Below are 24,756 nucleotides of genomic sequence, written 5' to 3'. Positions count from 1 at the left end.
GTGCCGCCCGCTGATCCCCAACTTGATCGCCGCACGCTTGAGGTAGCTCTCGATGGTGTTGACCTTCAACGCCAATTGCTCGGCCAACTCCGGCGCGGTGCGCCCGGCCAGCAGGCCTACGCACACTTCCAGTTCACGGTTGGACAAGGTCAGCCCCGATTGCAGCAGGCGCTCCTGGATGCGTCGGCGCAAGGTGTCGATGCCCTGGGGTTGAGGCACTGCGCACGGGCTGTCCGGGAGCGAGGGCTGCAGCGCGGTGATGTGTTTTTCCACCATGGGCAGCAACAGCGTGGAGAAGTCCTGGAGCATGCTGCGCTCTTGCGCAGAAAAGCTGTCGGACGGGTGCGAGCGATACACCGACAGCACATAGCGCACATCGTCCTTGCGGCGCGTGAGGTGCAGTTGTGCGGCGAGTTGCTCGCTGCCCAGGGCCGCCGCCGAATCGGTGTACACCGGGCTGATCTTGCGGCGGCCAAGGCCTTCGCGGCTGACTTGCAATTGGGTGATATGGGTGGCGTCCACTGCCAATTGGGTGAGGATCAGGTCATGCAGCATGCGTGGGAAATGGCGGCTGCCGGTGCTGGCGATGACCTTGCCTATCTGTGGGAACAGGTGTGAGTTCATCAATTCGTCCATGAGTTTCGTGCAGGTATTGGGCCTTATAGCGACGGGGGTTAAGAAGGTAACTAATGTGAATAACCTGCAGTGATAGTGCGTCCCGCCGCTGACATGCTAGTACAGCCTGGCTAAAGGAGGGGGATCCAATCTGCGAAAAAAAACATTAAACAGGCAGAGCGGCAGCCGGATCCTTCCGACCGCCGCCCAGGCACCGCATAACCCATGGGGTTGGACGCTATTTCATCGCATACGCCGCTGTCGCAATGGGCCGCAGGTTGGCAGCGCTGCACTTGGCCAGGGCCTGATGGATATCGGCCAGCAGGTCCGCAACGTCTTCAAGCCCCACCGACAAACGCACCAGCCCCTCGCTGATACCGTGCTGCGCCCGTTGTTCGGGCGTGTAGGTGGAGTGGGTCATGCTCGCCGGGTGTTGGGCCAGTGATTCGGCATCCCCCAGGCTGACTGCGCGGGTGAACAGTTGCAGTGCGTTCATGAAGCGCTGGCCGGTTTCGAGGCCGCCCTTGAGTTCAAAGGCGATCATGCCGCCGGGCAGTTTCATTTGCCGGTTTGCCAGTTCGTATTGTGGGAAAGAACGCAGACCGGGGTAGGTTACCCACTGCACCGCAGGGTGCGCCTGCAGCGCCTCGGCCACCGCTTGGGCGTTGCTGCAATGGCGCTCCATGCGCAGGCCCAGGGTCTTGAGGCCGCGCATCAGCAATGCGGCGTCCTGGGGCGACATCACCGCGCCGGTCAGGTCCTTGAGCCCTTGCAGGCGAATGCGCTGCGCCAGGGCCTGGTTGCTCACCGCGATGCCTGCGGTAATGTCGCCGTGGCCACTGAGGTATTTGGTGGCCGAGTGCACCACCACATCGGCACCCAGTTCCAGGGGACGTTGCAGATAGGGGGTGCAATAAGTGTTATCGACCACCACGGTGACATTTGGCTGCTGATGGGCCAGTTCGGCCACGGCGGCGATGTCGATCAGGCGCAGGTTGGGGTTGGCCGGGGTCTCGCAGTAGAGCATGCGGGTGGCCGGGGAGAACGCTGCTTGCAGGGCGGTGAGGTCGGTCAGGTCGACATGCCGCACCTTGATGCCGAATTCGCTCAGGCCGTGGTGCAGCAGGGCGAACGTACAACCATAGAGCGTCTGGCTGACGATGATCTCGTCGCCCGGGCGCAACAGAGTCCAGAACGTCGCGGCAATCGCGCCCATGCCGGAGCTGAACGCCACGGCGGCCTCGCCGTTTTCCAGGCTGGCCATGCGTGACTCCAGCAGGGCCAGGGTCGGGTTGGAAATGCGCGTATAGAAGTGGCCGCTGGCTTCGCCGGCAAAGCAGGCGGCGCCGTATTCGACGGTGGGAAAGGCGAAGGTCGCAGACAGATAGATCGGCGGGACGAGTGCGCCGTGGTGGTCCTGGGCGTCATAGCCGTGGTGTATGGCACGGGTGGAAAAGCCGAATGTGGTGTGTTTATTGTGCATGTCGGGCGCTCCTTATTTCCTACAATGCTATGCTCATAACCACGCATGAACCTTGCAAAAAAGCCCGGAAAAACCTGCGTTTGTGGATCAAACACCGATAAAAATAATGATTAGAGGCACGTTATGCCCATCAAGCTGGACCGCACCGATAAAGCCCTTTTGAACGCGCTGCAGGGCAATGCCCGCCTGACCGTGGCCGAGTTGGCCGAGCGGGTGGCGCTCACCACTTCACCGTGCTGGCGTCGGGTGCGCACCCTGGAAGAAAGTGGGGTGATCAGTGGCTACCAGGCGATTCTCTCGCCCAAGGCACTGGGCTATGGGGTGACCGCGTTCGTCAGCATCATGATGGAAAGCCACACCCAGGAAATTGCCCGGGCGTTCGAGCAACGTCTGTTGGCCATCCCAGAAATTGTGGCGTGCCATAACGTCTCTGGGCGCTATGATTTTTTGCTGGAAGTGGTGGCCAAGGACCTGGAATCGTTCGGTGAATTTGCCCGAGAGGTCTTGCAGACCTTGCCTTGCGTCAAGGAGATCTATTCGAGTTTTTCCTACAAGTCGGTAAGGCCGCTGCGGGTAATTCCGCTGCCGGGTTGAGGCACGGCTTAGCGCTTCAGTCGACATCGTGTGGATGCCCAGGCAAATCGAAGACGAAAAAAAACCGGCTGATCAGGCCGGTTTGGGGTGTCCCGCCAACAGTGCGGGGTTATACGTGGGTGCTCAGCAGACGCTCGGCACCGCCTTCAGCCAGGCCACGTTCCTGCAGACGATCAGCACCGCCTTCAGCCAGGCCACGTTCCTGCAGACGATCGGCACCACCTTCAGCCAGGCCACGTTCCTGCAGACGATCAGCACCGCCTTCAGCCAGACCACGTTCCTGCAAGCGATCAGCACCGCCTTCAGCCAGGCCACGTTCCTGCAAGCGATCAGCACCGCCTTCAGCCAAACCACGTTCTTGCAGACGATCCGCGCCACCTTCGGCAACACGGGTTTCTATCAGGCGATCCGCGCCGCCCTCAGCGACAACCGGGTGGGCAAAAGCGTTTGCAGCGAGTACCGAGAAAGCGAGGCTAAGCAAGAGTTGGCGTTTCATGATGATGTGCTCCGAGTGTTTTAGTTGGGTGCCGTTTGGCATGGGTTTGATGTTACGCGTTGCATTTTTTTAGAGAACTTCATTGCGCTGATGGTGACTATCGATGCCAACGATGGTCCCGCTGGCGGGACCATCACTGCGGCCGTCATGGCATTTGCGGCAGTTCGTTGGGGCGCAGGTCAAACACCAGTACTTCAGCGTCTTCGCCGTGGCTCAGGCGGATCTGGCGTTCGTCCCGTACGCGTACACCGTCGCCTTCCTGCAAGCGCTGGCCGTTGAGTTCAACGCTGCCGCGCGCCACATGGATGTAGGCGTAGCGATCCGGTGCCAGCTCCAGGCGGGCACTTTCGTCAGCGTCGAACAGCCCGGCATACACCCGTGCGTCCTGGCGCACTTTCAGCGAACCGTTGGCGCCCTCCGGCGAGATGATCAACTGCAAACGCCCGCGTTTTTGCGCTTCTGTGAAGTGCTCCTGCTGATAGCGCGGCTTGGCGCCTGCTTCGTTGGGCACGATCCAGATTTGCAGGAAGTGCACGCCATGACGCTGGCTGTGGTTGAACTCACTGTGGGCTACGCCGCTGCCCGCGCTCATCAGTTGCACATCGCCGGGGCGGATCACCGAGCCGGTGCCCAGGGTGTCCTTGTGTTCCAGCGCGCCTTCGAGCACGTAGGAGAAGATCTCCATGTCGCGGTGCGGGTGCTGGCCGAAGCCTTTGCCTGCGGCGACGCGGTCATCGTTGATCACCAGCAGGTCGGAAAAACCCTGTTCCTTGGGGTTCCAGTAGTTGGCGAAAGAGAAGGTGTGGAACGACTTCAACCAACCGTGATTGGCGGCGCCGCGTTCGGAAGCTTTGCGAAGGGTCAGCATGGTCCAGTCCTCAAGTGAGCGCGGGCTGCGAGATGCAGAGCGCTTGCGTTGAGAAGAAGGTTAATGGTTAACGAATGATTGATTAAGAAGATGAAAATAGAATAACTGTCTCTTTAAAGTTGACAGTTAAAGTCGTGCCATAATGCCCGTCGCACTCCTTCTCGATGGACATTTCCCGCTTATGAAAACCGTGGCCATGGCGCTGTTCCCGGACTTCCTGCTGCTCGATATGGCCGGGCCGCTGGAAGTGTTTTCGATTGCCAACCGCTACCTGCCGGCGGCCGACCACTACCAGATCCTGACCCTCGGCACTGAGCCCGGTCCGTTGCAGGCCTCCAATGGCGTGAGCGTGCAGACCGACCTGCTGTTGGAACAGGCCCAGGCGGCTTATGACCTGCTGTTGGTGCCGGGCGGCCCCGGCGCCTATAACGAATGCCACCCCGCGTTGTTGCCCTGGCTCAAAGCTGCGGCGCCACGGGCTCGGCGTTTTGGCTCGATCTGCACCGGCGCTTTTGTGCTCGGCCACGCAGGTTTGCTCGACGGGCACCGCGTGACCACCCATTGGCACTACACCGAGCGGTTGATCAAGGCGTTTCCCAGCGCCATCGTCGAGACCGATCGCATCTATTTGCAGGACGGGCGCCTGATCACCTCTGGCGGCGTCACCGCAGGTATCGACCTGGCCCTGTCGGTCGTGGCCCAGGACCATGGCAAGCAAGTGGCGGTGGATGTGGCCAAAGTGCTGCTGGTGGTGATGAAGCGCCAGGGCGGCCAGGCCCAGTTCAGCCCGATGACTGCCGCCGTGGCGCCTCAGGAAACTCCGATCACCCGCGTGCAGAACCACGTCCTGGCGCATCTGGATCAACCCTTTACCATCGAGTCCATGGCTGAGTTGGCCGGAATGAGCGCACGCCACTTCGCGCGGCTGTTCGCCAAGGACGTGCAGATGACGCCCATGGCGTTCCTGCAGGGCGCGCGCATCGACCGGGCCCGGCACCTGCTGGAAACCACCGACCTGCCGCTCAAGACCGTCGCCTTCCACGCAGGCTTTGGCAGCGTGCGGCATATGCGTTTTCTGTTCAGCGAAAAGCTCGGGCTGAACCCTACCCAATACCGACAACAGTTCAGTTAACGACACCATGTCCGTCTCAGGCACCCGATTGTCCGTATCGCTCCCCGTGCCAGCATTGTCCTGTCATCGCCAACTGGCAAGATAGCGTCGAGCCCATGGAAAAAGGATGCGCAGGCACTCAAGCACGGGTGTTTCAGCGCTTTGACGGACATGCAAAATGGTACGGCGGTGAGCTTTGGCCCCTACACCTTTCATCGGCAGCAGCGGTTGGTCAGCAAGGCGGGCTGGCCGGTGCCACTGGGCGGGCGAGCCTTGGATATTCTCGCAGTACTGCTCGAAGCGCCCGGGCACTTCGTCAGCAAGGCGACCTTGATCGAACGGGTGTGGCCCAACAGCGTCGTTGAAGACAGCAACCTGCGTGTGCATATCGCCGCGCTGCGTCGTGCCCTTGACGGCCAACGCTGGATCCTCAATCACCCCCAGCGCGGTTACTGCTTCGCTGCGCCTGCGCAGGACGCGCTGCCGACGCTGCTGCCTCAGCACAACCTGGCTGCACGGCTCAGCCCGGTGTGGGGGCGAGATGAACTGGTGGGCGTGCTGGCGCGACGGTTGCCTGTGCAGCGGTTATTGACCCTCACAGGCGTGGCCGGTATTGGCAAGAGCACGCTGGCCCTGGCCCTGGCCGAGCGGGTATTGCCGCGTTATCGCGACGGCGTATGGTGGGTCGACATGGCCGTTGTGCAAACCCCGAGCGAACTGCTCGGTAGCCTGGCCAGGGTGTTGCAGTTGCATTCGACGCCCGCGAGCCTCAACGAACTGGGCCGGCGCCTGGCCTCGCGCCACGTGTTGCTGGTACTCGACGGCGCTGACCTGCTGCTGGGCGCGTGTCGACAACTGATGCGTGCGCTGCGCGAGGCGGCGCCGGGCATCAGCGTGCTGATCACCAGTCGCGAAGCCTTGCTGGCCCCTGGCGAGTGGATAGTGCGCGTGCCTCGGCTGGCAGTGCCGCCGCCAAAGGCGTTGGCCAATGTCGAGCAGGCGATGGCCTGTCCTGCGGTGCAACTGTTCGTGGCGCGCGCGCGTGCCAATCAGCAGGGGTTTGATTTGCGGCCTCAGGACCTGGCGCCGCTGGGCGACCTGTGTCGGCGTCTGGACGGCCTGCCGTTGGCCCTGGAATTGGCGGCCGCCCAGGTGGATGCGTTGGGCATCGGCGGTGTGCAGACGCAAGTACGCACAGGCTTGCAAGTGCTGGCCCGTGGGCGCCGCACGGCAGTGGAGCGCCATCGCTCACTGACCGCGGCCCTGGATTGGAGCTACGAGCGCTTGAGCCTGCCGGAGTGCTGGCTGTTTCTGCAATTGAGTCTGTTCAAGATGGCAGTCACCTTACCCACCCTGAGTGACCTGGTGACCGGTACCGAGCTCGAACATGCCGACCTGTCTTACCTGCTGGCGCGCCTGGTCAACGTCTCGCTGCTGAGCGTCGAGCCCGGCCTGGGTCCGGCGCGCTATCGGCTGCTCAACTGTGTGCGCAGCTACGCTTTGGGGCAACTGCGCGACCCGCGTCAGGTCGCGCGTTTGCAGCAGGGCTACGCGCCTTGCCTGGGGGCGTTCTCAGGCCGGCCGTTTGTCCTGCAACTCGTCGAGCAGGCAGCGCACGCGCAGTAGATCCTGAGTGGCGAAGCCTTCGCTGAAACGTGCGTGGATTGAACTGAGCAAGTCCCTGGCGAGCTGAATGCGCCCCTGCTGTTGCCACAGTAGCGCCAGGGCTGCGCCGCAGCGCAGCTCCCAGGCCAGGGCTCCTTGCTGGTGCGCCAGGCCCAGCGCCTCCAGCAGCAGGGTTTCAGTGGTGTGCTCATCCTCTAGCTGCAAGGCGTACACCCGCAGAATCTCCGGGGCGCACCAGCCCGCCGCGCCACTGCGCGCGCGTTCCAGGGTTGGCACATCCACAGCATGGGTGCCGAAGGTGATCAAGGTGTCTTGGATCAGGCCCAGGCCCTGCCAATCCGGTTGGCCAAGAATACTGGCGTAATGTCCGGCCCAGGTCTGGAACAACTGCACAGAATGCTTGTGCGACTGCTCCAGCAGCAGCCTTTGCAGGGCTTGGGCGTCGTCTTCGGCGCCGTTGTAGCGGGCGATCACCACCCCAGCCAGGGCCAGGGTGTAGCAAATCGAGGTGCCGTGGTTGATCTGTAGCGCCAACTCCAAAGCCTGACTGGCGGTGCGCCAGGCGCGCTCGGGAAAGCCCTGCAACCACAGGATTCGCGCCAGCACGGTCAAGGAGGCGACGCCCTGGTCGTACTGCACGCCAACCCCGAAGGCAAAGCGGTTCACGTGACCGCTTTGGGACATGCGCTGCAGCACCTGCTCGGCGTGGTGCCGGGCGAGCGTCTGGTTGCCGGTGTAATGCTGACCCAGCGCACGCAGCCGCTGCGCGCTAAGGCCCAGCAACGGCTCGGTGCGTGGGTCGAGGCGTTCGAACTGCACACTCAGCGCCTGCGCTGGGCCGTAGCGCCCGGCGCACAGGTTCACCGCCATCAGCCCGGAGACCGCCCGCAACTGGCCGCCAAGGTCCTGGGTTGTCTCGGCCAGGCGTGCGGCACCCTCGAATGCCGCAATGGTCCGAGGTGCGGCGCCCATGGCGTGGTAGGAGAGGCTGCCCAGGGCCAATTGCAGTTGCAGGGTCAATTGCGTGCAGGGCGCGGTGACCTGGCCGATCAGCGCCAGCGCCTGGTCCACATAGCCGCCGTGCTCACGCAGCAACGACAACTCTTGCCACAGCGGCATCGCGCTGACCGTCAGGCGGATAGCCAGCAGCTGCGCACCGTCGTCAGCAAAGCCCCAGTCGAGGGCGGCACGCACGTCTTCGCGCAGCGGTGCGTAACGGTCGATCCACGGCTGTGTGGCGATCAGGTCCCAGTCGCCTTGGGCCTGTTCCATCAGCGCCAGGCAGCGTGCAGCGTGGCGCTCTCGTGTGGCATGCAGTTCGCAGGCCTGGCTGAGCTTTTCCAGGGCGTAGGTGCGGGTGATGTCCAGCAGGCGATAGACCATCTCGTCATCGCTTGCTTCCACGTTCAACAACGACTTGGCCACCAGTTGCGTAATGGAGCCCAGCACTTCGGCGGGGGCCACTTGCTCCCCGGCGATCACCGCCGCTGCGCTGACCAGGCTGAAGCCGCCACGGAAGACCGCCAGGCGGCGCAGGCAGATTTGCTCGCACGCCGTTAGCAGGTCAAAGCTCCAGTCGAGCGTGGCGCGCAGGGTCTGCTGGCGGGGCAGGGCACTGCGTCGGCCGCGGGTCAGCAGCCGAAAGTTGTCTTCCATCTGCACCAGCAGGCCCGGCAAACCAAACCGTTCGATTTGCGCGGCCACCAGTTCGATCGCCAGGGGAATGCCGTCCAGGCGCTGGCAGATATCAATCGCCAGGGGCAGTTCAGCGTCGCTGAGGGCAAAGCTCTCCTGGTGGGACATGGCGCGCTCGATCAGCAATTGCATGGCCGGGTAACCCAGGGCCTGGGCGCGGTTGCCGGTGGCGGGCGGGCAGGCCAGCGGCTCAAGGCGCTGCACATATTCACCTTCGGCGCGCAGGGCTTCGCGGCTGGTGGTGAGGATGTGCAGGTGCGGTGCATGGCGCAGCAGGGTTTCACTGATCAGGGCGATGTCGTCGAGCAGGTGCTCGCAGTTGTCGATCACCAGCAGCATCTGGCGTGCCTGCAGACTGCGGGCGAGGCTGGCCAGGGAGGCATTCTCGCCCGGTGTCAGGCCGAGCAGGGCGGCGAGGTTGGGCAGGATCATGGACGCGGCACTGAGCGGCGCCAGGTCCAGCAGGTGAATACCGTCGCGGTAATGCCCGATCAGCAATTCCGCGACCCGCAGGGCGACGGTGGTCTTGCCGATGCCTCCGGCGCCGGTCAGGGTGATAAAGCGTTGCTGCGGCAGTTGTTGTACCAGGGCGTCGATCAGCGCTTGGCGGCCGATCATGCGCGTGCGCCGCAGGGGCAGGTTATGGCTGGGGCGTTTGGGCGCACCGTCGGTGGGCAGCGTCATGGGTTCGATGCTCAGTGGCGCAACAAAACTGTAGCCGCGCTGGGCGACCGTAACGATATAGCGCTGCCCGGCCTGGCCGTCGCCCAGCGCCTTGCGCAACGCAGCCATGTGCACACGCAGGTTGCCGTCTTCCACCACGCTTTTGGGCCAGACCCTTGCGATCAACTCCTGTTTGCTCACCACATTGCCGGCGTGCTCCAGCAGGATCAGCAGAATGTCCACCGCCCGCCGCCCCAGGCGCAGCGGGCGGCCGGCCTCCAGCACCAGGCGCTGGCGCGGGTGGATGCGGTAGGGGCCGAAATGCACGGCCTGGTCGCTCAAGTCATTCATGGCTGCCCAGGTTCTGGAGGAAGGGAGCGACCAGCATATTCCAGGTACGTGCAGACCACTAGGCAGCGATCACATCAGGTTTGCTGCGCGAGTGGTGATTTCGCCAGGTCATCGGGTTGACGCCTTCGCTGCGGGTGAACATATGGCAGAAGTGCGCCTGGTCGCAAAAGCCACATTCCAGGCTGATCTGGGTGAGGCTCAGGGACGAGCCGGTAATCAGTTCCTTGGCGCGCTGGATGCGTTGCTGGCGGATCCATTCCTGGGGCGACAGCCCGGTGGTGCACTTGAAGGCGCGGGAAAAATGGCTGCGCGACAAGGCGCAGGCCTGGGCCAGGTCGGCGATCGCCAGGCTTTCGCCGAGGTTGGCGAGGATCAGTTGCTTGGCGATGCGCTCGCGCCGGGGGCACAGGCCACCGGTGGCGGGCAACCGGGGGGAATATTGCTCGAGTCGGGCCATGACAAATATCCGCAGTCGATGGGAACGTTCCCGGTGGATGGGTGCAGTGTAGACGCGCTTCATCTTGTTGCCGGAGCGCCTGGCTGACGAGTTAATCGTTGTTAATTTCGCCAGGTGCGGTGCCGGAAAAGACAGCACAGCTATGCAATCCCAGGCGTGCAGTGCATGCTTCCCTGGCCCCCTGGAAAACGTTTGGATAGCGCCCATGAACCGCAACGATCTGCGCCGCGTCGATATGAACCTGCTGGTGATTTTCGAAGCCTTGATGTTCGAGAAAAACCTGACCCGAGTCGCCGAAAAACTGTTTATCGGCCAACCGGCAGTGAGCGCCGCGCTGGGCCGTTTGCGCGATTTGTTCGACGACCCGTTGCTGCTGCGTAACGGCCGTGCCATGGAACCCACGGCGCGCGCACTGGCGATACTCAAGGAGCTGCAACCTGCCATGGACACCATCTCGGGCGCCGTCAGCCGCGCCAAGGATTTCGACCCCTCCACCAGCTGCGCGGTGTTTCGTATCGGCCTGTCCGATGATGCGGAGTTCGGGCTGTTTCCGTCGTTACTCAGCCGCCTGCGCGAAGAAGCGCCGGGCATCATCGTAGTGGTGCGCCGCGCCAATTACCTGTTGATGCCTTCGCTGCTGGCCAGCGGTGAAATTTCCGTGGGGGTCAGCTACACCACCGACCTGCCGGCCAATGCCAAGCGCAAGAAGCTGCGGGATATCCCCTGCAAAGTCCTGCGCGGCGATGACGGCGAGGCGCCGCTGACCCTGGATGATTACTGCGCCAGGCCCCATGCAATGGTGTCGTTCTCCGGTGACCTGAGCGGCAATATCGACCTGGACCTGGCCCGCATCGGCCGCTCGCGCCGCGTGGTACTGGCGGTGCCGCAGTTCAGCGGGTTACGGGCGTTGCTGGCGGGGACGCAGATTATCGCGACCGTGCCGGATTACGCCGCGTGCGCGCTGACTGAAGGCACACGTCTGCGCGCCGAGGACCCGCCGTTTGCGATTGATGCGGCGGAGCTGTCGATGGTGTGGAGCGGGGTGCATGACAACGACCCGGCGGAGCGGTGGTTGAGGGGCAGGATTGCGGAGCATATGGCGCGGGCCACATAGATTTGCCGGCCATTGCAGGAGCGAGCTTGCTCGCGAAAAACTCCCAGGCGCCACGTTTATTCAGAAAGTAGGGGTTATCGTTGACGTTTTTTGCGCGCAAGCCCGCTCCTGCAACAAGCCAAACAGCACATACATCCAATTCTCCCCAGCCGCCAAGCCGCCAGACTCTCCCCATCGCTCAATACTCCGGGGAAGCACTCAGCCATGGATTCAACCACCAACACCGGCCCCGACGAAGTCGTCACCCTGGTCGTCAAGCACCGGGTCAAACCCGGTTTTGAAGTCGAGTACGAAGCCTGGTTGCGCCGCATCGTGCGCATCGCGGGCGAACGCCCTGGGCACCTTGGTGTTGACGTGGTGCGCAGCCAGCAAAACGGCATGGCGCTGTTCACTTGCGTGCTGCGCTATAGCTCCACCAGCGCCCTTGAGCTGTGGCTCGGCTCCCCGCAACGCCAGGCCCTGATCGACGAAGCCGCGCCGATGCTGGCGGACGGCGACCAGACGGAAATCGGCGCGGCCAATGAATTCTGGTTCACGCCCCAGGCCGAGGGTGGTGCCAAGCCGCCGCGCTGGAAGCAGGCGGTGGTCAGCCTGTTTGTGATCCTGCCGCAAACCCTGCTGCTGCCGTTTATCTGGGGGCCGATCCTGCGGTTGCACCCGTTTCTGTCCAATTACGTGGTCTCCACCTTCCTGGTCACCCTGACCATCGTGTTGCTGGTGGTGTACCTGCTGATGCCGGCGGCCACCCGCCTGTTCGCTCCCTGGCTTGAAGCCTCTGTAAAGGAAACCCTATGAACGCCGATCTGATTCTGTTCAATGGCCAGTTCCACACCGTGGACCGGGAAAACCCACGCGCCACCGCCGTGGCCATCCACCAAGGGCGCTTTGTCGCCGTGGGTACCGACGGCGAAGCCATGGCCCTGCGCGGCAGCGGCACCCAGGTCATCGACCTCAAGGGCCGCACCGTAATTCCCGGCCTCAACGACTCGCACTTGCACCTGATTCGTGGCGGGTTGAACTACAACCTTGAACTGCGCTGGGAAGGCGTGCCGTCCCTGGCCGATGCCTTGCGCATGCTCAAGGACCAGGCCGACCGCACGCCCACGCCGCAATGGGTACGCGTGGTGGGCGGTTGGAACGAATTCCAGTTCGCCGAAAAGCGCATGCCCACCCTGGAAGAACTCAACCAGGCCGCCCCGGACACCCCGGTGTTCGTGCTGCACTTGTACGACCGCGCCTTGCTCAACCGCGCAGCCCTGCGGGTGGCGGGCTACACCAAGGACACGCCGAACCCGCCGGGCGGTGAGATCGTGCGCGACAGCAACGGCAACCCCACCGGCATGCTGGTGGCGCGGCCTAACGCGATGATCCTGTATGCGACCTTGGCCAAGGGCCCGAAACTGCCTTTGGAATACCAGGTCAACTCCACCCGCCAGTTCATGCGGGAACTCAATCGCCTGGGCCTGACCAGCGCCATCGATGCCGGCGGCGGCTTCCAGAACTACCCCGATGACTACGCGGTGATCGAGCAACTGGCCAAGGATCAACAGTTGACGGTGCGCATCGCCTACAACCTGTTCACCCAGAAGCCCAAGGAAGAGCTCAGCGACTTCAAGAACTGGACCGGCAGCGTCACCCTGCATCAGGGCGATGACTACCTGCGCCATAACGGGGCCGGCGAGATGCTGGTGTTCTCGGCGGCGGACTTTGAAGACTTCCTCGAGCCCCGCCCGGACCTGCCGCTGACCATGGAACAGGAGCTGGAACCGGTGGTGCGCCACCTGGTGGAACAGCGCTGGCCGTTCCGTCTGCACGCCACTTACGACGAGTCCATCTCGCGCATGCTTGACGTGTTCGAGAAGGTCAACCGCGATATTCCGTTCAATGGCTTGCCGTGGTTCTTCGACCACGCCGAAACCATCACCCCGAAAAACATCGAACGCGTGCGTGCCCTTGGTGGCGGTATTGCGATTCAGGATCGCATGGCGTTCCAGGGCGAATACTTCGTCGAGCGCTACGGCGCCAAGGCCGCCGAAGCCACACCGCCGATCAAGCGCATGCTGGCCGAAGGCGTGCCGGTTGGGGCGGGCACCGATGCCACCCGCGTGTCGAGCTACAACCCCTGGACCTCGCTGTACTGGATGGTCAGCGGCCGTACCGTCGGTGGCCTGGAGCTGCACGCCGAGGGCTTGCCGCGCCTTACCGCATTGGAGCTGTTCACCCACGGCAGCGCCTGGTTCTCGTCCGAGCAGGGCAAGAAAGGCCAGATCAAGGTCGGCCAATTGGCGGATGTCGCCGCGTTGTCGGCGGACTTTTTCAGTGTCGAGGAAGAAGCTATCAAGTGGATCGAGTCGGTGCTGACAGTGGTCGGCGGCAAGGTCGTGTACGGCGCTGGCGACTTCGAAGATTTCGCACCGCCACGGGTACCGGTGCTGCCCGACTGGTCGCCGGTGGTCAAGGTGCCAGGGCACTGGCGCCCGACGTCGCCGATGCAGGCCCAGGTTCACCAGTGCAGCGGCCCTTGTGGCGTGCATGCCCACAGCCATGAAAAAGCGCGCCTTTCCAGCGTGCCGGTCAGCGACTTCCAGGGTTTCTGGGGGGCGTTCGGCTGCTCCTGCTTTGCTTTTTGAAAAACACCCCATCCCCAAAGGAGTTACCCATGACTTACAAGCGCTTGAACAAAGACGATGCTGTTGTGCTGTTGGTTGATCACCAGACCGGCCTGATCTCCCTGGTGCAGGATTTCTCCCCCAACGAGTTCAAGAACAACGTGCTGGCCCTGGCCGACGTGGCGAAGTTCTTCAACCTGCCGACCATCCTGACCACCAGCTTTGAAAGCGGCCCCAACGGCCCGCTGGTGCCTGAGCTCAAAGAACTGTTCCCCGACGCGCCGTACATTCCGCGCCCTGGCCAGATCAACGCATGGGACAACGAAGATTTCGTCAAGGCCGTCAAGGCGACCGGCCGCAAGCAGATCATCATTGCCGGTGTGGTGACCGACGTGTGCGTGGCATTCCCGACCCTGTGTGCCCTTGACGAAGGCTTCGAGGTTTTCGTGGTCACCGACGCTTCCGGCACCTTCAACGAAACCGTGCAACAAGCCGCCTGGGCGCGTATGACCGCCGCCGGTGCGCAACTGGTCAACTGGTTCTCGGTGGCCTGCGAGCTGCAAGTGGACTGGCGCAACGATATGGAAGGCCTGGCCAACCTGCTTTCGCCGCGCATTCCCAACTACCGCAACCTGATGAACAGCTACTCGGCGTTCGCTGCCAAGTAACCTGCTCTGTAAAACACCGCAAAACCCTGTGGGAGCTGGGCTTGCCCGCGATTGCGATGCATCAGTCAACAGTATTGCTGGCTGATACACCGCTATCGCAGGCAAGCCAGCTCCCACATGGGTTTATATTGCCCACAACATCAGCGCCTGACACAGCTCCAACATTTGATGGTGTTCACATTTTGGTTTGTGGTGTGACCACTGACGGGCTATAAAACAGCCTATCGTCCCCTGAGAAGCGACAATGAACCCCTTCGAAGACATGCGCCTGTTCTGCCAGGTCATGGAATCCGGCAGTTTCACTGCCGCCGCCGAGCAATTGGGCTTGTCCAAGCAATTCGTCAGCCGCCGCCTGATCCAACTGGAAGACCGCCTGGGCGTACGCCTGCTCAACCGCTCCACACGGCGCCTGGACGTCACGCCGCTGGGCCAGAGTTACTACGAGTCGGCCTTGCGCCTGCTCGGTGAGGTGGAGCAAGTGGAGCAGGGCATCGCCGGCCAGAACAGCGAACCCCGCGGCACCATTCGCCTCAGTGCACCCTTGTCGTTCGCCATGGCGCACCTGGGTTGCCTGTTGCCGTTGTTCCTGCGCCAGCATCCGCAGGTCTGCGTTGAAGTCGACCTGAGCGACCGCCCGGTGGACTTGATCGGCGAAGGCTACGACCTGGTGCTGCGCATCGGCACCCTGGAAGACTCCACCCTGATCGCCCGGCGGATCGCCGCTATCGAGCGGGTGTATTGCGCCAGCCCCGACTACCTGGCGCTGCGGGGTACGCCATTGAAACCCGAGGATTTAGCCACGCACGACTGCCTGCCTTACGGCCACGGCCGTCAGGTGCAATGGCGTTTCAAAGGCAAGGTGCAAGCGTTGAGCGTCAGTGGGCGCATGCGCGTCAACAACGGTGACCTGCTGCGCGATACCGCGATAGCCGGTTTGGGCGTTACCTACCTACCGACGTTCATTGTCAGCGAGGCCTTGAAGGATGGGCGTCTGGTCAAGGTACTGGAGGACTTCGCTCCTGAGGCCTTGACCCTGTCGGCGGTGTACCCGCAGCACCGCCAGAGTTCACGCCCGGTGCAAGCGCTGGTGGAGTTCCTGCGCGAACGCCTGGCTAGCGGCTGCTGAACAGTTGGCGGATCAGGTTGGGCGTGCTGCCCGTCCACCGCTTGAACGAGCGCCGAAAATTCGCCGCATCGTTGAAATTCAGGTACGCCGCTACTTGCTCGTTACTCCACCCCTTGGCCTGGTACAGGTGCAACGCCACATGCTTGCGCACCCGGTCGACCTGTTGCTGAAAACCGGTGTCGTGCCGTTGCAACTTGCGCTTTAGCGTGGCCGGGCTCATGGCGAAGGTGTGGGCGGCCTGTTCCAGGCTTGGTGGCTGGCGCACGTGTTCGCGCAGGTAGGCATCGAGGCAGTCCAGAAAACTTGTGGCAAAGCCCAGTTGCTCGATTTGTTCAAGGGCTTGCTGGCGCGCGACCTGGCCCGCCGTGGCCGAAGCACCCGGCCAGGTGTGGGCGAGGTATTCACGGGGGAGGCACATCATGTTCAGAGGGCGTTCGAAGCGCGTGTGTTCGCCCAGATGCACCCAGTATTGCTCGACATACCGAGGTTCGGCATGGCTGAAGCTGCACACCCACGGCAAGCGCTGGCCGCTGAGCCATTGGCTCATGGCAACCAGTGAAGTCATGCTGGCTTCGAGCAGAAAGCGCCAGTGTTCGCCGGCGCCGCAACTGTCCAACCAATACAGGTAAGCGTGGTGCTCATCCAGCTCCAGTTGCAGCGTGGCCAGCGGGCTGAGCAGCACTTGTTGCTGGATCAGGATATCCAGGGCCTGATGAAGGTTCTGTGCATGCCCCAGCGCATGACTGGCGGCGCCGTAGTAGCCGGGCAGCAGGCGTTGGCCAAACAGGAAACTGCTGTCATCGGCATCCAGCAGTTTGCGGCTGTTGCCGATCAAACCCAGGAACTGCTGCGGGCTCAACCGCGCATTGCCGGCCAGGATGTCTTCGTGGAACAGGCCGGTGCCGCGCAGTAGGCGATGGCTGTCGATGTCCCGGGACAAGCCCAGGTCGATCAACGTGGCGGGTTGATAGTGACCGGGGATGAAGCGGCTGTCGTTTTCATACCAGCTGGTTTTCACGGCCATTTCAGGCACTTTTCGCAAGGGGTTGCTTGGCCCGGGCCAGGCCCATATTCAGCCGCTTGAGCAGCTCGTGAGGTGACTCTTGCAAGGCCATCACCACCGCCGTGGTCGCCGTCAGTTGCAGGCGTTCGCCCTGTTGCCGGGTCTTGTGGGCGAGGCTCTGCACCGCGTGTTGCAACTCCAGCGCCAGGCCCTGGGCCTGGCGCTCGCCGGTGTTGGGCAGCAGCACCACAAAACGATCGCCCGCCAGGCGGCACAACAGGTCCTGGCGGCGCAGGTTGAGCAGCAGCACATGGCTGACCGCCTGTAGCACCGCATCACCCTCGGCATGCCCGTAGGCCTGGTTGATGGTGGCGAAGTTGTCCAGGTCCAGGGCCAACAACGACAGTGGTTGTTGCTGCGCTTGGCTGTCGCGCAGGCTGTCGGCGAGTTGGCGCTTGAGGTAGTCGGCACCGGCCAGGGGCGTGAGTTTGTCGAACAGCCGATGCTCGCGAAACAACCGCTCGCGTTTTTCCATCTGTGCGCTGATCGCCAGTTGTTCGTGGTGCCAGTGATAAATGCCAATCGTCAGCAGGATCATGCCCACCGGCATTGGCCCTGACTCCAGCCAGTGATCCCAGGAGATGCTGTCAGGCAGGCGGATGAATTCGTCGAGGCTGTCGATCCACCAGGAAAAAAAGATGCACGACAGCCCCAGCGCCAGGTATTGGGTGACCCGTCCGGCGGGGCGGCTTTTCAATACCAGGCCCAGCCAGATCAGCGCGAGCAGCGCCGAACCGCCTTCGCCGATGATATCCAGCCACACCCATTCGCTGACGCTCTTGAGCTCGCCGCAGGCCAGGTGCAGGATCAGCCCGAGGTTGGCGGCGATCAGGAGCAATGCGAGTTTCCAGCGGTGGGGTTTGAGCACGGAAAACATGGCCACGGGTCCTTGGGCAAATGAGTAATGGGCGTCAGCACAGCAGATGGATGTGACGGTTGGATGACGGGCGGGGAGGGTCGAATCAGCTCATGCCCTCGGCCTATTTTTTAGCTGGACATAGAGCCCATGTGGGAGCTGGCTTGCCTGCGATGGCGACCTGACAGGCGACACTGTTATACCGAGTACATATCCATTCCTGCGATAACGGCCACTTAGGGTTCCGCTTTTACAGCGGCTCACTTTTGAAAAGAGCCCAAAAGTAAGCAAAAGGCTCTTGCCCCACCACTCGGCACCTCGCTTAGGCTCGGTGTGCCCGTAATCCGCCAGTGATTTGGGGGGCCGCCGCCACGCGCCATCCATGGCGCGGGGCGGCTAAACCGGCATCCCTGCCGGTTTACCCCCCAAATCCCTGTCGAATTCCGGCCAGCGTGGTTTAACGGGGCGCCTAAGATCAAGATCAAGAGCAGATCAAGAGCGGCTCGCTTCGCATCGTGGTTACCTGGGCGGCACATTCGACTTCTCTGTCGATTGAACTGCCGTCTTCGCAGACAAGCCAGCTCCCACATTTGGACTGTGGGGTGTCAGAGAGATAAGCATCGGCTGTCCGGCCGCTATCGCAGGCAAGCCCGCTTGCTCCCGCATCTGACTGAGGTCATTTCAGCTCATTTATCCGCTCCAGAAGCCTGTAAACCCCGCTTTGACAGGCTCTGCCCGCAACCTTGTCACAGAACCGTCACGCCTGCCCCCTAGCGTGCCCTCCCAGTTGCCGGGCCCCTTGCCTGGCGCCAACGGATTCTTGGGGAGGGTTTCATGTACAAGCGCACCGGGCTCGTCAGCTTTACGCTTACCGCCTTGGCTCTGGCGATAGCCTGCGAGCGGCTCAACGCCGCGGAAGCGGCCACCGAGCATGTCGATGTGGTCGGCCAAGCCGCTGCGATCGACAGCGCCCTCAAGGAGCAGCGCTCTTCCGACAGTATCAAGAGCGTGGTGCATGCCGACGGCGTCGCCCAGTTGCCGGATGAGAACGTTGCCGAGGCGGTGCAGCGCTTGCCGGGCATCAGCGTTGAACGTGACCAGGGCGAAGGCCGCTTTGTCAGCGTGCGCGGCCTGGGCCCGGACCTCAACAGCGTGACCATCAACGGCACCCTGGTGCCATCCCCCGAGAGCGAGCGCCGCGCCGTGGCCCTCGATGTTCTGCCTTCGGAGTTGGTGCAGTCGCTGTCCGTGATCAAGACGCTCACACCGGACATGGACGCCAACTCCCTCGGCGGCACCGTCGATGTGAAAAGCCTTTCGGCGTTCGACCACAAGGGCCTGTTCTATACCGGCAGCACCGAGGCCAGCTACGACAAGAACACGCACCAGACCAGCCCCAAATTCTCCGGCGCCGCCAGTAACCGGTTCAGCCTCGGCGACGGTATCGACAACTTTGGCGTGGCCGCGGCCCTCAGTTGGCAGAAGCGTGATTTCGGCTCGGACAACGTCGAAACCGGCGGCGCCTGGGACTTCAGCAACGGCGCCCGGCTCAACGAATTCGAGCAGCGCGACTACGACATCAGCCGTGAACGCGCGGGTGGTGGCCTTAACTTCGATTACAAGCCCGATGACCTCAGCAGCTACTACCTGCGCACCCTCTACAGTCGCTACAAGGACACCGAAACCCGCAACGCTGCCAGCCTCGAGTTTGCAGACCCGCAAGCGCCCGGCGAATTGGGCGACGCCGAGGGCAAACGCAAGCTCAAGAACCGCGAGGAAACCCAGCAAATCCAGTCCTACGTAGTGGGCGGTGAACGCATGCTCGGCCTGTGGACCTTGAGCGGCCAGGCCGGTTACAGCCGTTCCAGTGAAGACAGCCCGGGGCATATTGCCGGTGCGACCTTCGACGGCGGTGACTTTGCCGACAGCGGCTTCTACGACACGGCCAAGCCGCGCCCGCTCGTTGGTAGCGGTTTCTACGACCCCGCCAATTTCAGCCTGGACAAAGTCGACTGGGAAAAACAGCACACCCAGGACACCGAGAAGAACCTGCGCCTGGACCTGGCCCGCGACTATGACCTCAGCGGTTACGCATCCCAGTTCAAGTTCGGCGGCAAGGTCAGCCGGCGCCACAAGGACAATGACCTGGAGGCCTGGGTCTACAAGGACCTGGATGAACAGGGCTTGAGCGATGAACAACTCAACCTAACGCAGTTCCAGAAGGGCAACGTCGACTACCGCCTCGGCCGCTTTGGCCCAGGTATCAGCGCGGGCAATATCCGTCAGTTGATCGGCGGCCTCAATCGCGATGACTTCTATGACCCGACCGAATCCACTGTCAACGACTTCACCATCCGCGAAGACATCAATGCCGGCTACCTGATGAACACCGTCGATATTGACGACTGGCGCTTCATCGCCGGTATGCGTTACGAGGGTACCGAGTTCGAAGCCAAGGGCACCGGTGCCACGGACGGCCAGTTCAGCGCCACCGAGACCAAGCGCCGTTATCACCACTGGCTGCCGGGCCTGCATGCGCGCTACCAGATTGACAAGAACACCCAAGTGCGCGCCGCCTGGACCAAATCGGTGGTGCGTCCGACCTTTGGCCAACTGGCCCCGGGTTTTGTGATTGACGATGACGAGGCCACGTTCGGCAACCCGGACCTCAAGCCTCTGGAATCAAGCAACCTGGACCTGGGCATCGAGCATTTCATGGGCCGTGCCGGTACCGTGTCGGCCTTCGTGTTCTACAAAGACATCCAGAACTTCGTCTACAACACCGACGTGGCTGGTACCGGTGCCTGGGCCAACTTCGCCGAGGCGCACACCTTTGCCAACGGCGACAGCGCCAAACTGTATGGCCTGGAACTGGCCTACTCACAGAAGTTCGACTGGCTGCCTGCGCCATGGAACGGCCTGATGATCGGTGCCAACAGCACCTTCAGCCGTTCCCGCGCGGACATCGAGGGCTTCGACAGTGCCAGCGGGCGCAATCGCAAGCGCAACATCAGCCTGCCCAACCAGTCGGACACGGTCGGCAACCTGATGCTCGGTTGGGAAGACGACACCCTCAGCCTGCGCCTGTCGGCCAATTACAAATCGGCCTATTTGTATGAGTTGGCGTCGATCAATGACAAGGCCCATGACCTGCACGTCGACGCGCAAACCTTCGTTGATTTCAGTGCGCGCTACTCACTGACCAAGAACCTGCAGGTCAGCTTCGAGGCACAGAACCTCACCGACGAGTCGTACTTCGTCTACACCGGCCACCGTAGCTACAACGGCCAGTACGAAGAGTACGGCCCCACCTACAAGTTGGGCCTGACCTTCACCCATTTCTAACCCTGGCCCCTGTAGGAGCGAGCTCGCTCGCGAAAAACTTCAACGATGACGCGGGGCGCCTGAATGAATGCGGCGCCTGGGAGTTTTTCGCGAGCAAGCTCGCTCCTACAGGGCATCAGGGCAAGCCCTCCCAAACGGGATCTCCATTGTTTTCGAAGGATTGTCTGTTCATGAGAATTTCCAAGCTGTGCCTGCTGGTCGTACTGGTTAGCAGCGCCAATGCGTTCGCCACTGACCTACCGCTGACCCCTTGGGCACCCAGCCTGAACGCCCAGGCCGTTGCCTTCCTGCCCGGCGGCACCCAGCGCGTGGCCGCCAGTGCCCGCGACGGCCTGCTGCTGCTCGACGATAAAGGCGTCGAACTGGCCCGCTTCAAAGGCCGTTTCAGCAGCCTCGACACACGCGCTGCCGGCACTCAATCGCTGATCGCCAGCCTCGATAACGACCGCCAGCAGGCCTTGCTGATCGGTCTCGATGGCGCCGGCAAAACCTGGGGTACGCCGCTGTACCTGCCGACCCGCGACTTCGCGGTAAATAGCCTGTGCCTCTATCGCGATTCGGCGGCCAACCTGTTTGTGTTTCTGGTCGGTGAAGAGGGCAAGGGCGAGCAGTGGCTGGTGGGCAATGATTCGACGCTGTTGGCCCAGGCGCAGCGTGTTCGCAGCCTGCCACTGCCGCCATCGGCGCAATACTGCCAAGTGGACGATGCGACCGAACGATTGGTGGTGAATGAGCAAAACGTCGGCTGGTGGGCCTACCCGGCACACCCGGAAGCCGAGGTGACGCGCACGCCCGTGGCGCTGTTCGACGATCCCCAGCGCGAAGCAGGCGCCATGGCACTGGTGCCGGGCGGGATGCTCGCGTTGGACCCGAAAACCGCGCAATTGCACCTGTTCCAGCAAGTCGGGGAACGTTGGGTTGAGCAACCCAGCCGGGCCTTGCCGGGCCTCAAGGAACCGGAGCAGTTGGTGATACAGGGCCGGCAACTGCTGGTGCGGGACGACGACAGCGAGCAGCTCTATCAGGGCCGCCTTGACTGGCAAGCCACGCCGGTGCCGGTTGCGCCGATACTTGCGCAAGTCGCCGCACTGCGCCAGACCGAACCCGTGGGTCGCCAAGGCGACGCGGCGGATGACCCGGCCATCTGGGTTCACCCTGAAACGCCGGCCAAAAGTCGTGTGCTGGGGACCAACAAGAAACAGGGCCTGCTGGCCTACGATCTTGACGGCAAGCTGTTGCAGGAGCTGGCAGTGGGGCGCCTGAACAATGTCGACATACGCCCTGGCTTCAAACTCGGTACGCACACCGTCGACCTGGCCGTGGCGAGTAATCGCGACCGCAATACCCTGAGCCTGTTCAGCATCGACCGCCAGAGCGGCGAGTTGCTTGAAGCCGGTGAGGTCCCCACGCCACTCAAGGACATCTACGGCATCTGCCTGTACCAGCCCGCCAGCGGTGAGCTCTACGCGTTCGCCAATGACAAGGATGGCACCTTCCTGCAATACCGCCTGAGTGCACCGGCTGGCCGTGTGCAGGGCGAGTTGGTGCGTCAGTTCAAGGTCGACAGCCAACCCGAGGGCTGTGTGGCCGATGACCAGCGCCAACGCTTGTTCATCGGTGAGGAAGATGTCGGCGTGTGGGCGATGGATGCCCGTGCCGAGCAACCGGCCACGCTCACTTCGGTGATCAAAGTAGGCGCGCAACTGCACGCGGACGTCGAAGGCCTGGCGCTGTATCAAAGCCCCGCACGGGATTACCTGGTGGTCTCCAGCCAAGGCAATGACAGCTACCTGGTGCTGGACGCCGAGCCGCCATTCGCTGTGCGCGGCGCCTTGCGCGTTGGCCTCAATGCGGCCGCCGGCATTGATGGCGCCTCGGAAACCGATGGCCTGGAGGTCACTGCCGTCAACCTCGGCGGGCCATGGAGCGAGGGCATGTTGGTGGTGCAGGACGGGCGCAAGCGCATGCCCGAGCAAGCCCAGAACTTCAAGTTCGTGCCCTGGGCCGAGGTGAGCCGTGCGTTGAAATTACCCTGAGCTGTCATCACGCAGTCATCCGTTTTTAATCGAATAGGAGCTTCACCATGCACGCGACGATGGAACATATGACGATCTGGAGCTTGATCAGCGACGCCAGCCTGTTGGTCAAGGCTGTGATGGTCACTTTGCTGCTGGCGTCCTTGCTCAGCTGGTACCTGATCATTCAGCGCAGCAGTGTACTGCGTGGTCTGGAACGGCAGCTCAACGGCTTCCTGGCGCGCTTTCGCGTCGTGTCGGACCTGCAACCTTTGTATCGCGAAACCGTGCAGGCGGGCGAGGGCGGTGTGGCGCCGATCTTCATTGCCGGCATGCAGGAATACCAGCATCTGCACCACCACGATCCGGCAGTGCTCGAGGGTGTGGAGCGCGCCTTGCAGGTAGCGATCACCGAGCAGGAGCTGGAGCTGGAAAAGGGCTTGCAGTTTCTGGCGACGGTGGGGTCGGTCAGCCCCTACATCGGCCTGTTCGGGACCGTGTGGGGCATCATGAATTCGTTCCTCGGCTTGTCGCAGGTGCAACAGGCCACGCTATCGACCGTGGCACCCGGTATTGCAGAAGCCTTGATTGCTACGGCCATTGGCCTGTTTGCGGCGATTCCGGCAGTGATCGCCTATAACCGTTTCGCGGCCCGCAGCCAGACCCTGCTCACACGCTACTACGCTTTCGGCAATGAACTGCAAGTGCACCTGCACCGCATGCTGCGCGGTACCTCGATCAACCTGGCCGTGGCCGCCTGAACAAGGAGCAAAGCGATGTTGATCAGGCCGCAACGCAAGCACGGGCCCAAGGCCGAGATGAATGTGGTGCCCTACATCGACGTGATGCTGGTGCTGCTGGTGATCTTCATGGTCACTGCGCCCATGCTCACCCAGGGTGTAAAGATCGAACTGCCCAAGGTCGCCGCCGAGGCGCTGGCCACCGATACGCGCCAGCAGATCCTGACGTTGTCGGTGCAGGCGGACGGTGGCTACTACTGGAACCTGGGTGGCGAGCTGGATACGCGCCAGCAGACCGACAGCGCGGTGACCCTGGAAGAAATGAGCGCCAAGGTCATGCAGGTGGTGACGGCGCGCAGCGATACCCAGGTGTATATCCGCGCTGACGACAATGCAGGTTATGGCCGTGTAGTGGCGGCCATGGCGGTGCTGCAGAAGGGCGGCATCAGCAATCTTGGGCTGGTGACAGAGGCCCCACAATGACAACGATGATCCTGCACAGTCCGGCACTGGCCTTGGCGCCCAACGGCGATGGTTTATGGCGTAAAGGCCTGGCAGCGAGTCTGGCCGTGGCGCTGCATGGTGCGGTGGCAGTGGCGTTGATGCTGGGCTGGTCGACGGAGCGACCAGGGGTGGATGCGCCGCGGGTGATGCACACGCAGTTGGTGGTTTTACCCGCTCCGGCGCCGGCGCCGGCGCCTGTGCCGACACCCGAGCCCGTAGCTGCCGCGCTGGCAGAACCTGTTGTCATCCCGGTACCGACCAGGCCGACGGTTGATCCGCAGGTGCAGGCGCAAAAGCTCGAGAAAGCCGCGCTGGCGCGCAAGCGGGTTGAAGAAAAGAAACTCGAGCAACAACAGCAGCGCATGGCGACCGAGCAGCGCAATCGGGAGTTGGAACAGCAACGTCTGAGTCAGGAGCGTGCCGCTTCGGAAAAAGCCCGAGCCGCCGTGCCTGCGCCTACCCCTGCATTCGACAGCCGCCAGTACCAACCCTTGAGCAAGGCCGCCCCCGACTACCCCGAACGCGCCCTGGACAAGAACATCGAAGGCGACTGCTCGGTGGAGTACACCGTCAACACCCAGGGGCACGTGGAAAACCCCAAGGTATTGGAAGGCTGTCACCCGTTGTTCATCAGGCCCTCATTGGCGGCGGCCAATACTTTTCGCTACCAGCCGAGAATCGTCGATGGCAAAGCTGTTGCCGTACCGGCAGTGCGCAACACCTTCCACTACCGCATCAAATGAACTTCTCCAGCCAC

At 62.6% G+C, this 24,756-nt stretch carries 21 protein-coding genes (1 of these 21 cut by a window edge); 13 read left to right on the top strand and 8 right to left on the bottom strand.

All coding sequences use genetic code 11. The features are described from left to right. Both ACP7CZ_RS00720 and ACP7CZ_RS00715 read right to left on the bottom strand, forming a co-directional pair. A protein-coding gene (locus tag ACP7CZ_RS00720; RefSeq protein ID WP_426173521.1) for a LuxR C-terminal-related transcriptional regulator crosses the window boundary here: on the bottom strand, window positions 1-636 show its 5' portion. Its footprint begins 165 nt before the window's first position; only the first 636 of its 801 coding nucleotides appear in the window; its start codon is at window positions 634-636; its stop codon lies beyond the left edge, outside the window. Between the two features lie 217 nt (window positions 637-853). Further along, the gene (locus tag ACP7CZ_RS00715) at window positions 854-2,098 is read right to left on the bottom strand and encodes a methionine gamma-lyase (protein WP_200583069.1); all 1,245 of its coding nucleotides are present in this window, start codon (window positions 2,096-2,098) and stop codon (window positions 854-856) included. Between the two features lie 123 nt (window positions 2,099-2,221). On the opposite strand from ACP7CZ_RS00715, the gene ACP7CZ_RS00710 reads away from it, so the two are divergent. After that, on the top strand, window positions 2,222-2,692 hold the full coding sequence (locus ACP7CZ_RS00710; RefSeq protein ID WP_014718112.1) for an Lrp/AsnC family transcriptional regulator: 471 nt from the start codon (window positions 2,222-2,224) through the stop codon (window positions 2,690-2,692). 109 nt (window positions 2,693-2,801) lie between these two features. Here ACP7CZ_RS00710 and ACP7CZ_RS00705 read toward each other — a convergent pair whose 3' ends face one another. Then, entirely contained in the window at window positions 2,802-3,188 is a 387-nt protein-coding gene (locus ACP7CZ_RS00705; RefSeq protein ID WP_078467263.1) for a hypothetical protein, read from the bottom strand. Window positions 3,189-3,333: 145 nt separating this feature from the next. Further along, window positions 3,334-4,056: a pirin family protein gene (locus ACP7CZ_RS00700; RefSeq protein WP_034127388.1), complete on the bottom strand. Its 723-nt coding sequence runs from the start codon at window positions 4,054-4,056 to the stop codon at window positions 3,334-3,336. Window positions 4,057-4,237: 181 nt separating this feature from the next. Between ACP7CZ_RS00700 and ACP7CZ_RS00695 the strand changes: the two genes are divergently transcribed. Together ACP7CZ_RS00695 and ACP7CZ_RS00690 are read left to right on the top strand one after the other, a co-directional pair. After that, the gene (locus ACP7CZ_RS00695) at window positions 4,238-5,188 is read left to right on the top strand and encodes a GlxA family transcriptional regulator (protein WP_294169538.1); all 951 of its coding nucleotides are present in this window, start codon (window positions 4,238-4,240) and stop codon (window positions 5,186-5,188) included. 150 nt (window positions 5,189-5,338) lie between these two features. Continuing rightward, window positions 5,339-6,793, top strand: a complete 1,455-nt coding sequence (locus tag ACP7CZ_RS00690; protein WP_236455378.1) for a winged helix-turn-helix domain-containing protein — start codon at window positions 5,339-5,341, stop codon at window positions 6,791-6,793. On the opposite strand, the gene ACP7CZ_RS00685 is transcribed toward ACP7CZ_RS00690, so the two are convergent. Beyond that, complete coding sequence (locus ACP7CZ_RS00685; RefSeq protein ID WP_294165466.1) at window positions 6,740-9,502, bottom strand: ATP-binding protein; 2,763 nt, start codon at window positions 9,500-9,502, stop codon at window positions 6,740-6,742. The two genes, ACP7CZ_RS00690 and ACP7CZ_RS00685, sit on opposite strands and share 54 nt — an antisense overlap. A gap of 58 nt (window positions 9,503-9,560) precedes the next feature. Further along, window positions 9,561-9,959 carry a helix-turn-helix domain-containing protein gene (locus tag ACP7CZ_RS00680; protein WP_034127392.1) on the bottom strand — a complete coding sequence of 133 codons (399 nt, stop codon included), beginning with the start codon at window positions 9,957-9,959 and terminating at the stop codon, window positions 9,561-9,563. 205 nt (window positions 9,960-10,164) lie between these two features. On the opposite strand from ACP7CZ_RS00680, the gene ACP7CZ_RS00675 reads away from it, so the two are divergent. The 5 genes from ACP7CZ_RS00675 (at window position 10,165) to ACP7CZ_RS00655 (ending at window position 15,476) form a co-directional block, all read left to right on the top strand. Then, window positions 10,165-11,073, top strand: a complete 909-nt coding sequence (locus ACP7CZ_RS00675) for a LysR family transcriptional regulator (RefSeq protein ID WP_003191909.1) — start codon at window positions 10,165-10,167, stop codon at window positions 11,071-11,073. A gap of 204 nt (window positions 11,074-11,277) precedes the next feature. Beyond that, window positions 11,278-11,868 carry an antibiotic biosynthesis monooxygenase gene (locus tag ACP7CZ_RS00670; RefSeq protein WP_054898659.1) on the top strand — a complete coding sequence of 197 codons (591 nt, stop codon included), beginning with the start codon at window positions 11,278-11,280 and terminating at the stop codon, window positions 11,866-11,868. Further along, a complete protein-coding gene (locus ACP7CZ_RS00665) occupies window positions 11,865-13,703 on the top strand; it encodes an amidohydrolase (RefSeq protein WP_057974876.1) in 1,839 nt (612 codons plus the stop codon). Before ACP7CZ_RS00670 ends, ACP7CZ_RS00665 begins: the two co-directional genes overlap by 4 nt. Window positions 13,704-13,732: 29 nt before the next feature. Further along, window positions 13,733-14,350: an isochorismate family cysteine hydrolase YcaC gene (gene ycaC / locus ACP7CZ_RS00660; RefSeq protein ID WP_003191905.1), complete on the top strand. Its 618-nt coding sequence runs from the start codon at window positions 13,733-13,735 to the stop codon at window positions 14,348-14,350. Window positions 14,351-14,594: 244 nt separating this feature from the next. Next, window positions 14,595-15,476 (top strand): LysR family transcriptional regulator, encoded by an 882-nt coding sequence (locus ACP7CZ_RS00655; protein WP_054898661.1) that lies wholly within the window; start codon window positions 14,595-14,597, stop codon window positions 15,474-15,476. On the opposite strand, the gene ACP7CZ_RS00650 is transcribed toward ACP7CZ_RS00655, so the two are convergent. Together ACP7CZ_RS00650 and ACP7CZ_RS00645 are read right to left on the bottom strand one after the other, a co-directional pair. Beyond that, complete coding sequence (locus ACP7CZ_RS00650) at window positions 15,463-16,500, bottom strand: AraC family transcriptional regulator (protein WP_294172553.1); 1,038 nt, start codon at window positions 16,498-16,500, stop codon at window positions 15,463-15,465. The two genes, ACP7CZ_RS00655 and ACP7CZ_RS00650, sit on opposite strands and share 14 nt — an antisense overlap. A 1-nt stretch (window position 16,501) precedes the next feature. Then, the gene (locus ACP7CZ_RS00645) at window positions 16,502-17,416 is read right to left on the bottom strand and encodes a GGDEF domain-containing protein (protein WP_294172556.1); all 915 of its coding nucleotides are present in this window, start codon (window positions 17,414-17,416) and stop codon (window positions 16,502-16,504) included. An 813-nt stretch (window positions 17,417-18,229) separates the two neighbouring features. Between ACP7CZ_RS00645 and ACP7CZ_RS00640 the strand changes: the two genes are divergently transcribed. From ACP7CZ_RS00640 to ACP7CZ_RS00620, 5 genes are all read left to right on the top strand, one after another. Continuing rightward, window positions 18,230-20,740 (top strand): TonB-dependent receptor, encoded by a 2,511-nt coding sequence (locus tag ACP7CZ_RS00640; RefSeq protein ID WP_294363282.1) that lies wholly within the window; start codon window positions 18,230-18,232, stop codon window positions 20,738-20,740. A gap of 170 nt (window positions 20,741-20,910) precedes the next feature. Next, entirely contained in the window at window positions 20,911-22,776 is a 1,866-nt protein-coding gene (locus ACP7CZ_RS00635) for a phytase (protein ID WP_294164642.1), read from the top strand. A gap of 47 nt (window positions 22,777-22,823) precedes the next feature. Beyond that, window positions 22,824-23,516, top strand: coding sequence for a protein TolQ (tolQ, locus tag ACP7CZ_RS00630; RefSeq protein WP_197884069.1), 693 nt, complete (start codon window positions 22,824-22,826; stop codon window positions 23,514-23,516). 15 nt (window positions 23,517-23,531) lie between these two features. Beyond that, window positions 23,532-23,978, top strand: a complete 447-nt coding sequence (gene tolR, locus ACP7CZ_RS00625) for a protein TolR (RefSeq protein WP_072448832.1) — start codon at window positions 23,532-23,534, stop codon at window positions 23,976-23,978. After that, a complete protein-coding gene (locus ACP7CZ_RS00620) occupies window positions 23,975-24,742 on the top strand; it encodes an energy transducer TonB (RefSeq protein WP_294164644.1) in 768 nt (255 codons plus the stop codon). Before tolR ends, ACP7CZ_RS00620 begins: the two co-directional genes overlap by 4 nt. Window positions 24,743-24,756 lie beyond the last annotated feature (14 nt).

Origin of the sequence: Pseudomonas sp. DWP2-2 (genome assembly GCF_049897065.1) — a bacterium.
In the GTDB taxonomy this organism is placed as follows: Bacteria; Pseudomonadota; Gammaproteobacteria; order Pseudomonadales; family Pseudomonadaceae; genus Aquipseudomonas; species Aquipseudomonas paracarnis.
Note: the sequence above shows the minus strand (reverse complement) of the source record. Positions and strands in the feature narration are given on the sequence as shown.

What these genes read in the sequence shown, in the direction of transcription:
- ACP7CZ_RS00710 (WP_014718112.1), top strand. Translation starts at nt 2,222, where the DNA reads ATGCCCATCAAGCTGGACCGCACCGATAAAGCCCTTTTGAACGCGCTG.
- ACP7CZ_RS00650 (WP_294172553.1), bottom strand. Translation starts at nt 16,500, where the DNA reads ATGGCCGTGAAAACCAGCTGGTATGAAAACGACAGCCGCTTCATCCCC.
- ACP7CZ_RS00705 (WP_078467263.1), bottom strand. Translation starts at nt 3,188, where the DNA reads ATGAAACGCCAACTCTTGCTTAGCCTCGCTTTCTCGGTACTCGCTGCA.
- ACP7CZ_RS00680 (WP_034127392.1), bottom strand. Translation starts at nt 9,959, where the DNA reads ATGGCCCGACTCGAGCAATATTCCCCCCGGTTGCCCGCCACCGGTGGC.
- ACP7CZ_RS00695 (WP_294169538.1), top strand. Translation starts at nt 4,238, where the DNA reads ATGAAAACCGTGGCCATGGCGCTGTTCCCGGACTTCCTGCTGCTCGAT.
- ACP7CZ_RS00620 (WP_294164644.1), top strand. Translation starts at nt 23,975, where the DNA reads ATGACAACGATGATCCTGCACAGTCCGGCACTGGCCTTGGCGCCCAAC.
- ACP7CZ_RS00640 (WP_294363282.1), top strand. Translation starts at nt 18,230, where the DNA reads ATGTACAAGCGCACCGGGCTCGTCAGCTTTACGCTTACCGCCTTGGCT.
- ACP7CZ_RS00655 (WP_054898661.1), top strand. Translation starts at nt 14,595, where the DNA reads ATGAACCCCTTCGAAGACATGCGCCTGTTCTGCCAGGTCATGGAATCC.
- ACP7CZ_RS00675 (WP_003191909.1), top strand. Translation starts at nt 10,165, where the DNA reads ATGAACCGCAACGATCTGCGCCGCGTCGATATGAACCTGCTGGTGATT.
- ACP7CZ_RS00635 (WP_294164642.1), top strand. Translation starts at nt 20,911, where the DNA reads ATGAGAATTTCCAAGCTGTGCCTGCTGGTCGTACTGGTTAGCAGCGCC.
- ACP7CZ_RS00645 (WP_294172556.1), bottom strand. Translation starts at nt 17,416, where the DNA reads ATGTTTTCCGTGCTCAAACCCCACCGCTGGAAACTCGCATTGCTCCTG.
- ACP7CZ_RS00700 (WP_034127388.1), bottom strand. Translation starts at nt 4,056, where the DNA reads ATGCTGACCCTTCGCAAAGCTTCCGAACGCGGCGCCGCCAATCACGGT.
- tolR (WP_072448832.1), top strand. Translation starts at nt 23,532, where the DNA reads ATGTTGATCAGGCCGCAACGCAAGCACGGGCCCAAGGCCGAGATGAAT.
- ycaC (WP_003191905.1), top strand. Translation starts at nt 13,733, where the DNA reads ATGACTTACAAGCGCTTGAACAAAGACGATGCTGTTGTGCTGTTGGTT.
- ACP7CZ_RS00685 (WP_294165466.1), bottom strand. Translation starts at nt 9,502, where the DNA reads ATGAATGACTTGAGCGACCAGGCCGTGCATTTCGGCCCCTACCGCATC.
- ACP7CZ_RS00665 (WP_057974876.1), top strand. Translation starts at nt 11,865, where the DNA reads ATGAACGCCGATCTGATTCTGTTCAATGGCCAGTTCCACACCGTGGAC.
- tolQ (WP_197884069.1), top strand. Translation starts at nt 22,824, where the DNA reads ATGCACGCGACGATGGAACATATGACGATCTGGAGCTTGATCAGCGAC.
- ACP7CZ_RS00715 (WP_200583069.1), bottom strand. Translation starts at nt 2,098, where the DNA reads ATGCACAATAAACACACCACATTCGGCTTTTCCACCCGTGCCATACAC.
- ACP7CZ_RS00670 (WP_054898659.1), top strand. Translation starts at nt 11,278, where the DNA reads ATGGATTCAACCACCAACACCGGCCCCGACGAAGTCGTCACCCTGGTC.
- ACP7CZ_RS00690 (WP_236455378.1), top strand. Translation starts at nt 5,339, where the DNA reads ATGCAAAATGGTACGGCGGTGAGCTTTGGCCCCTACACCTTTCATCGG.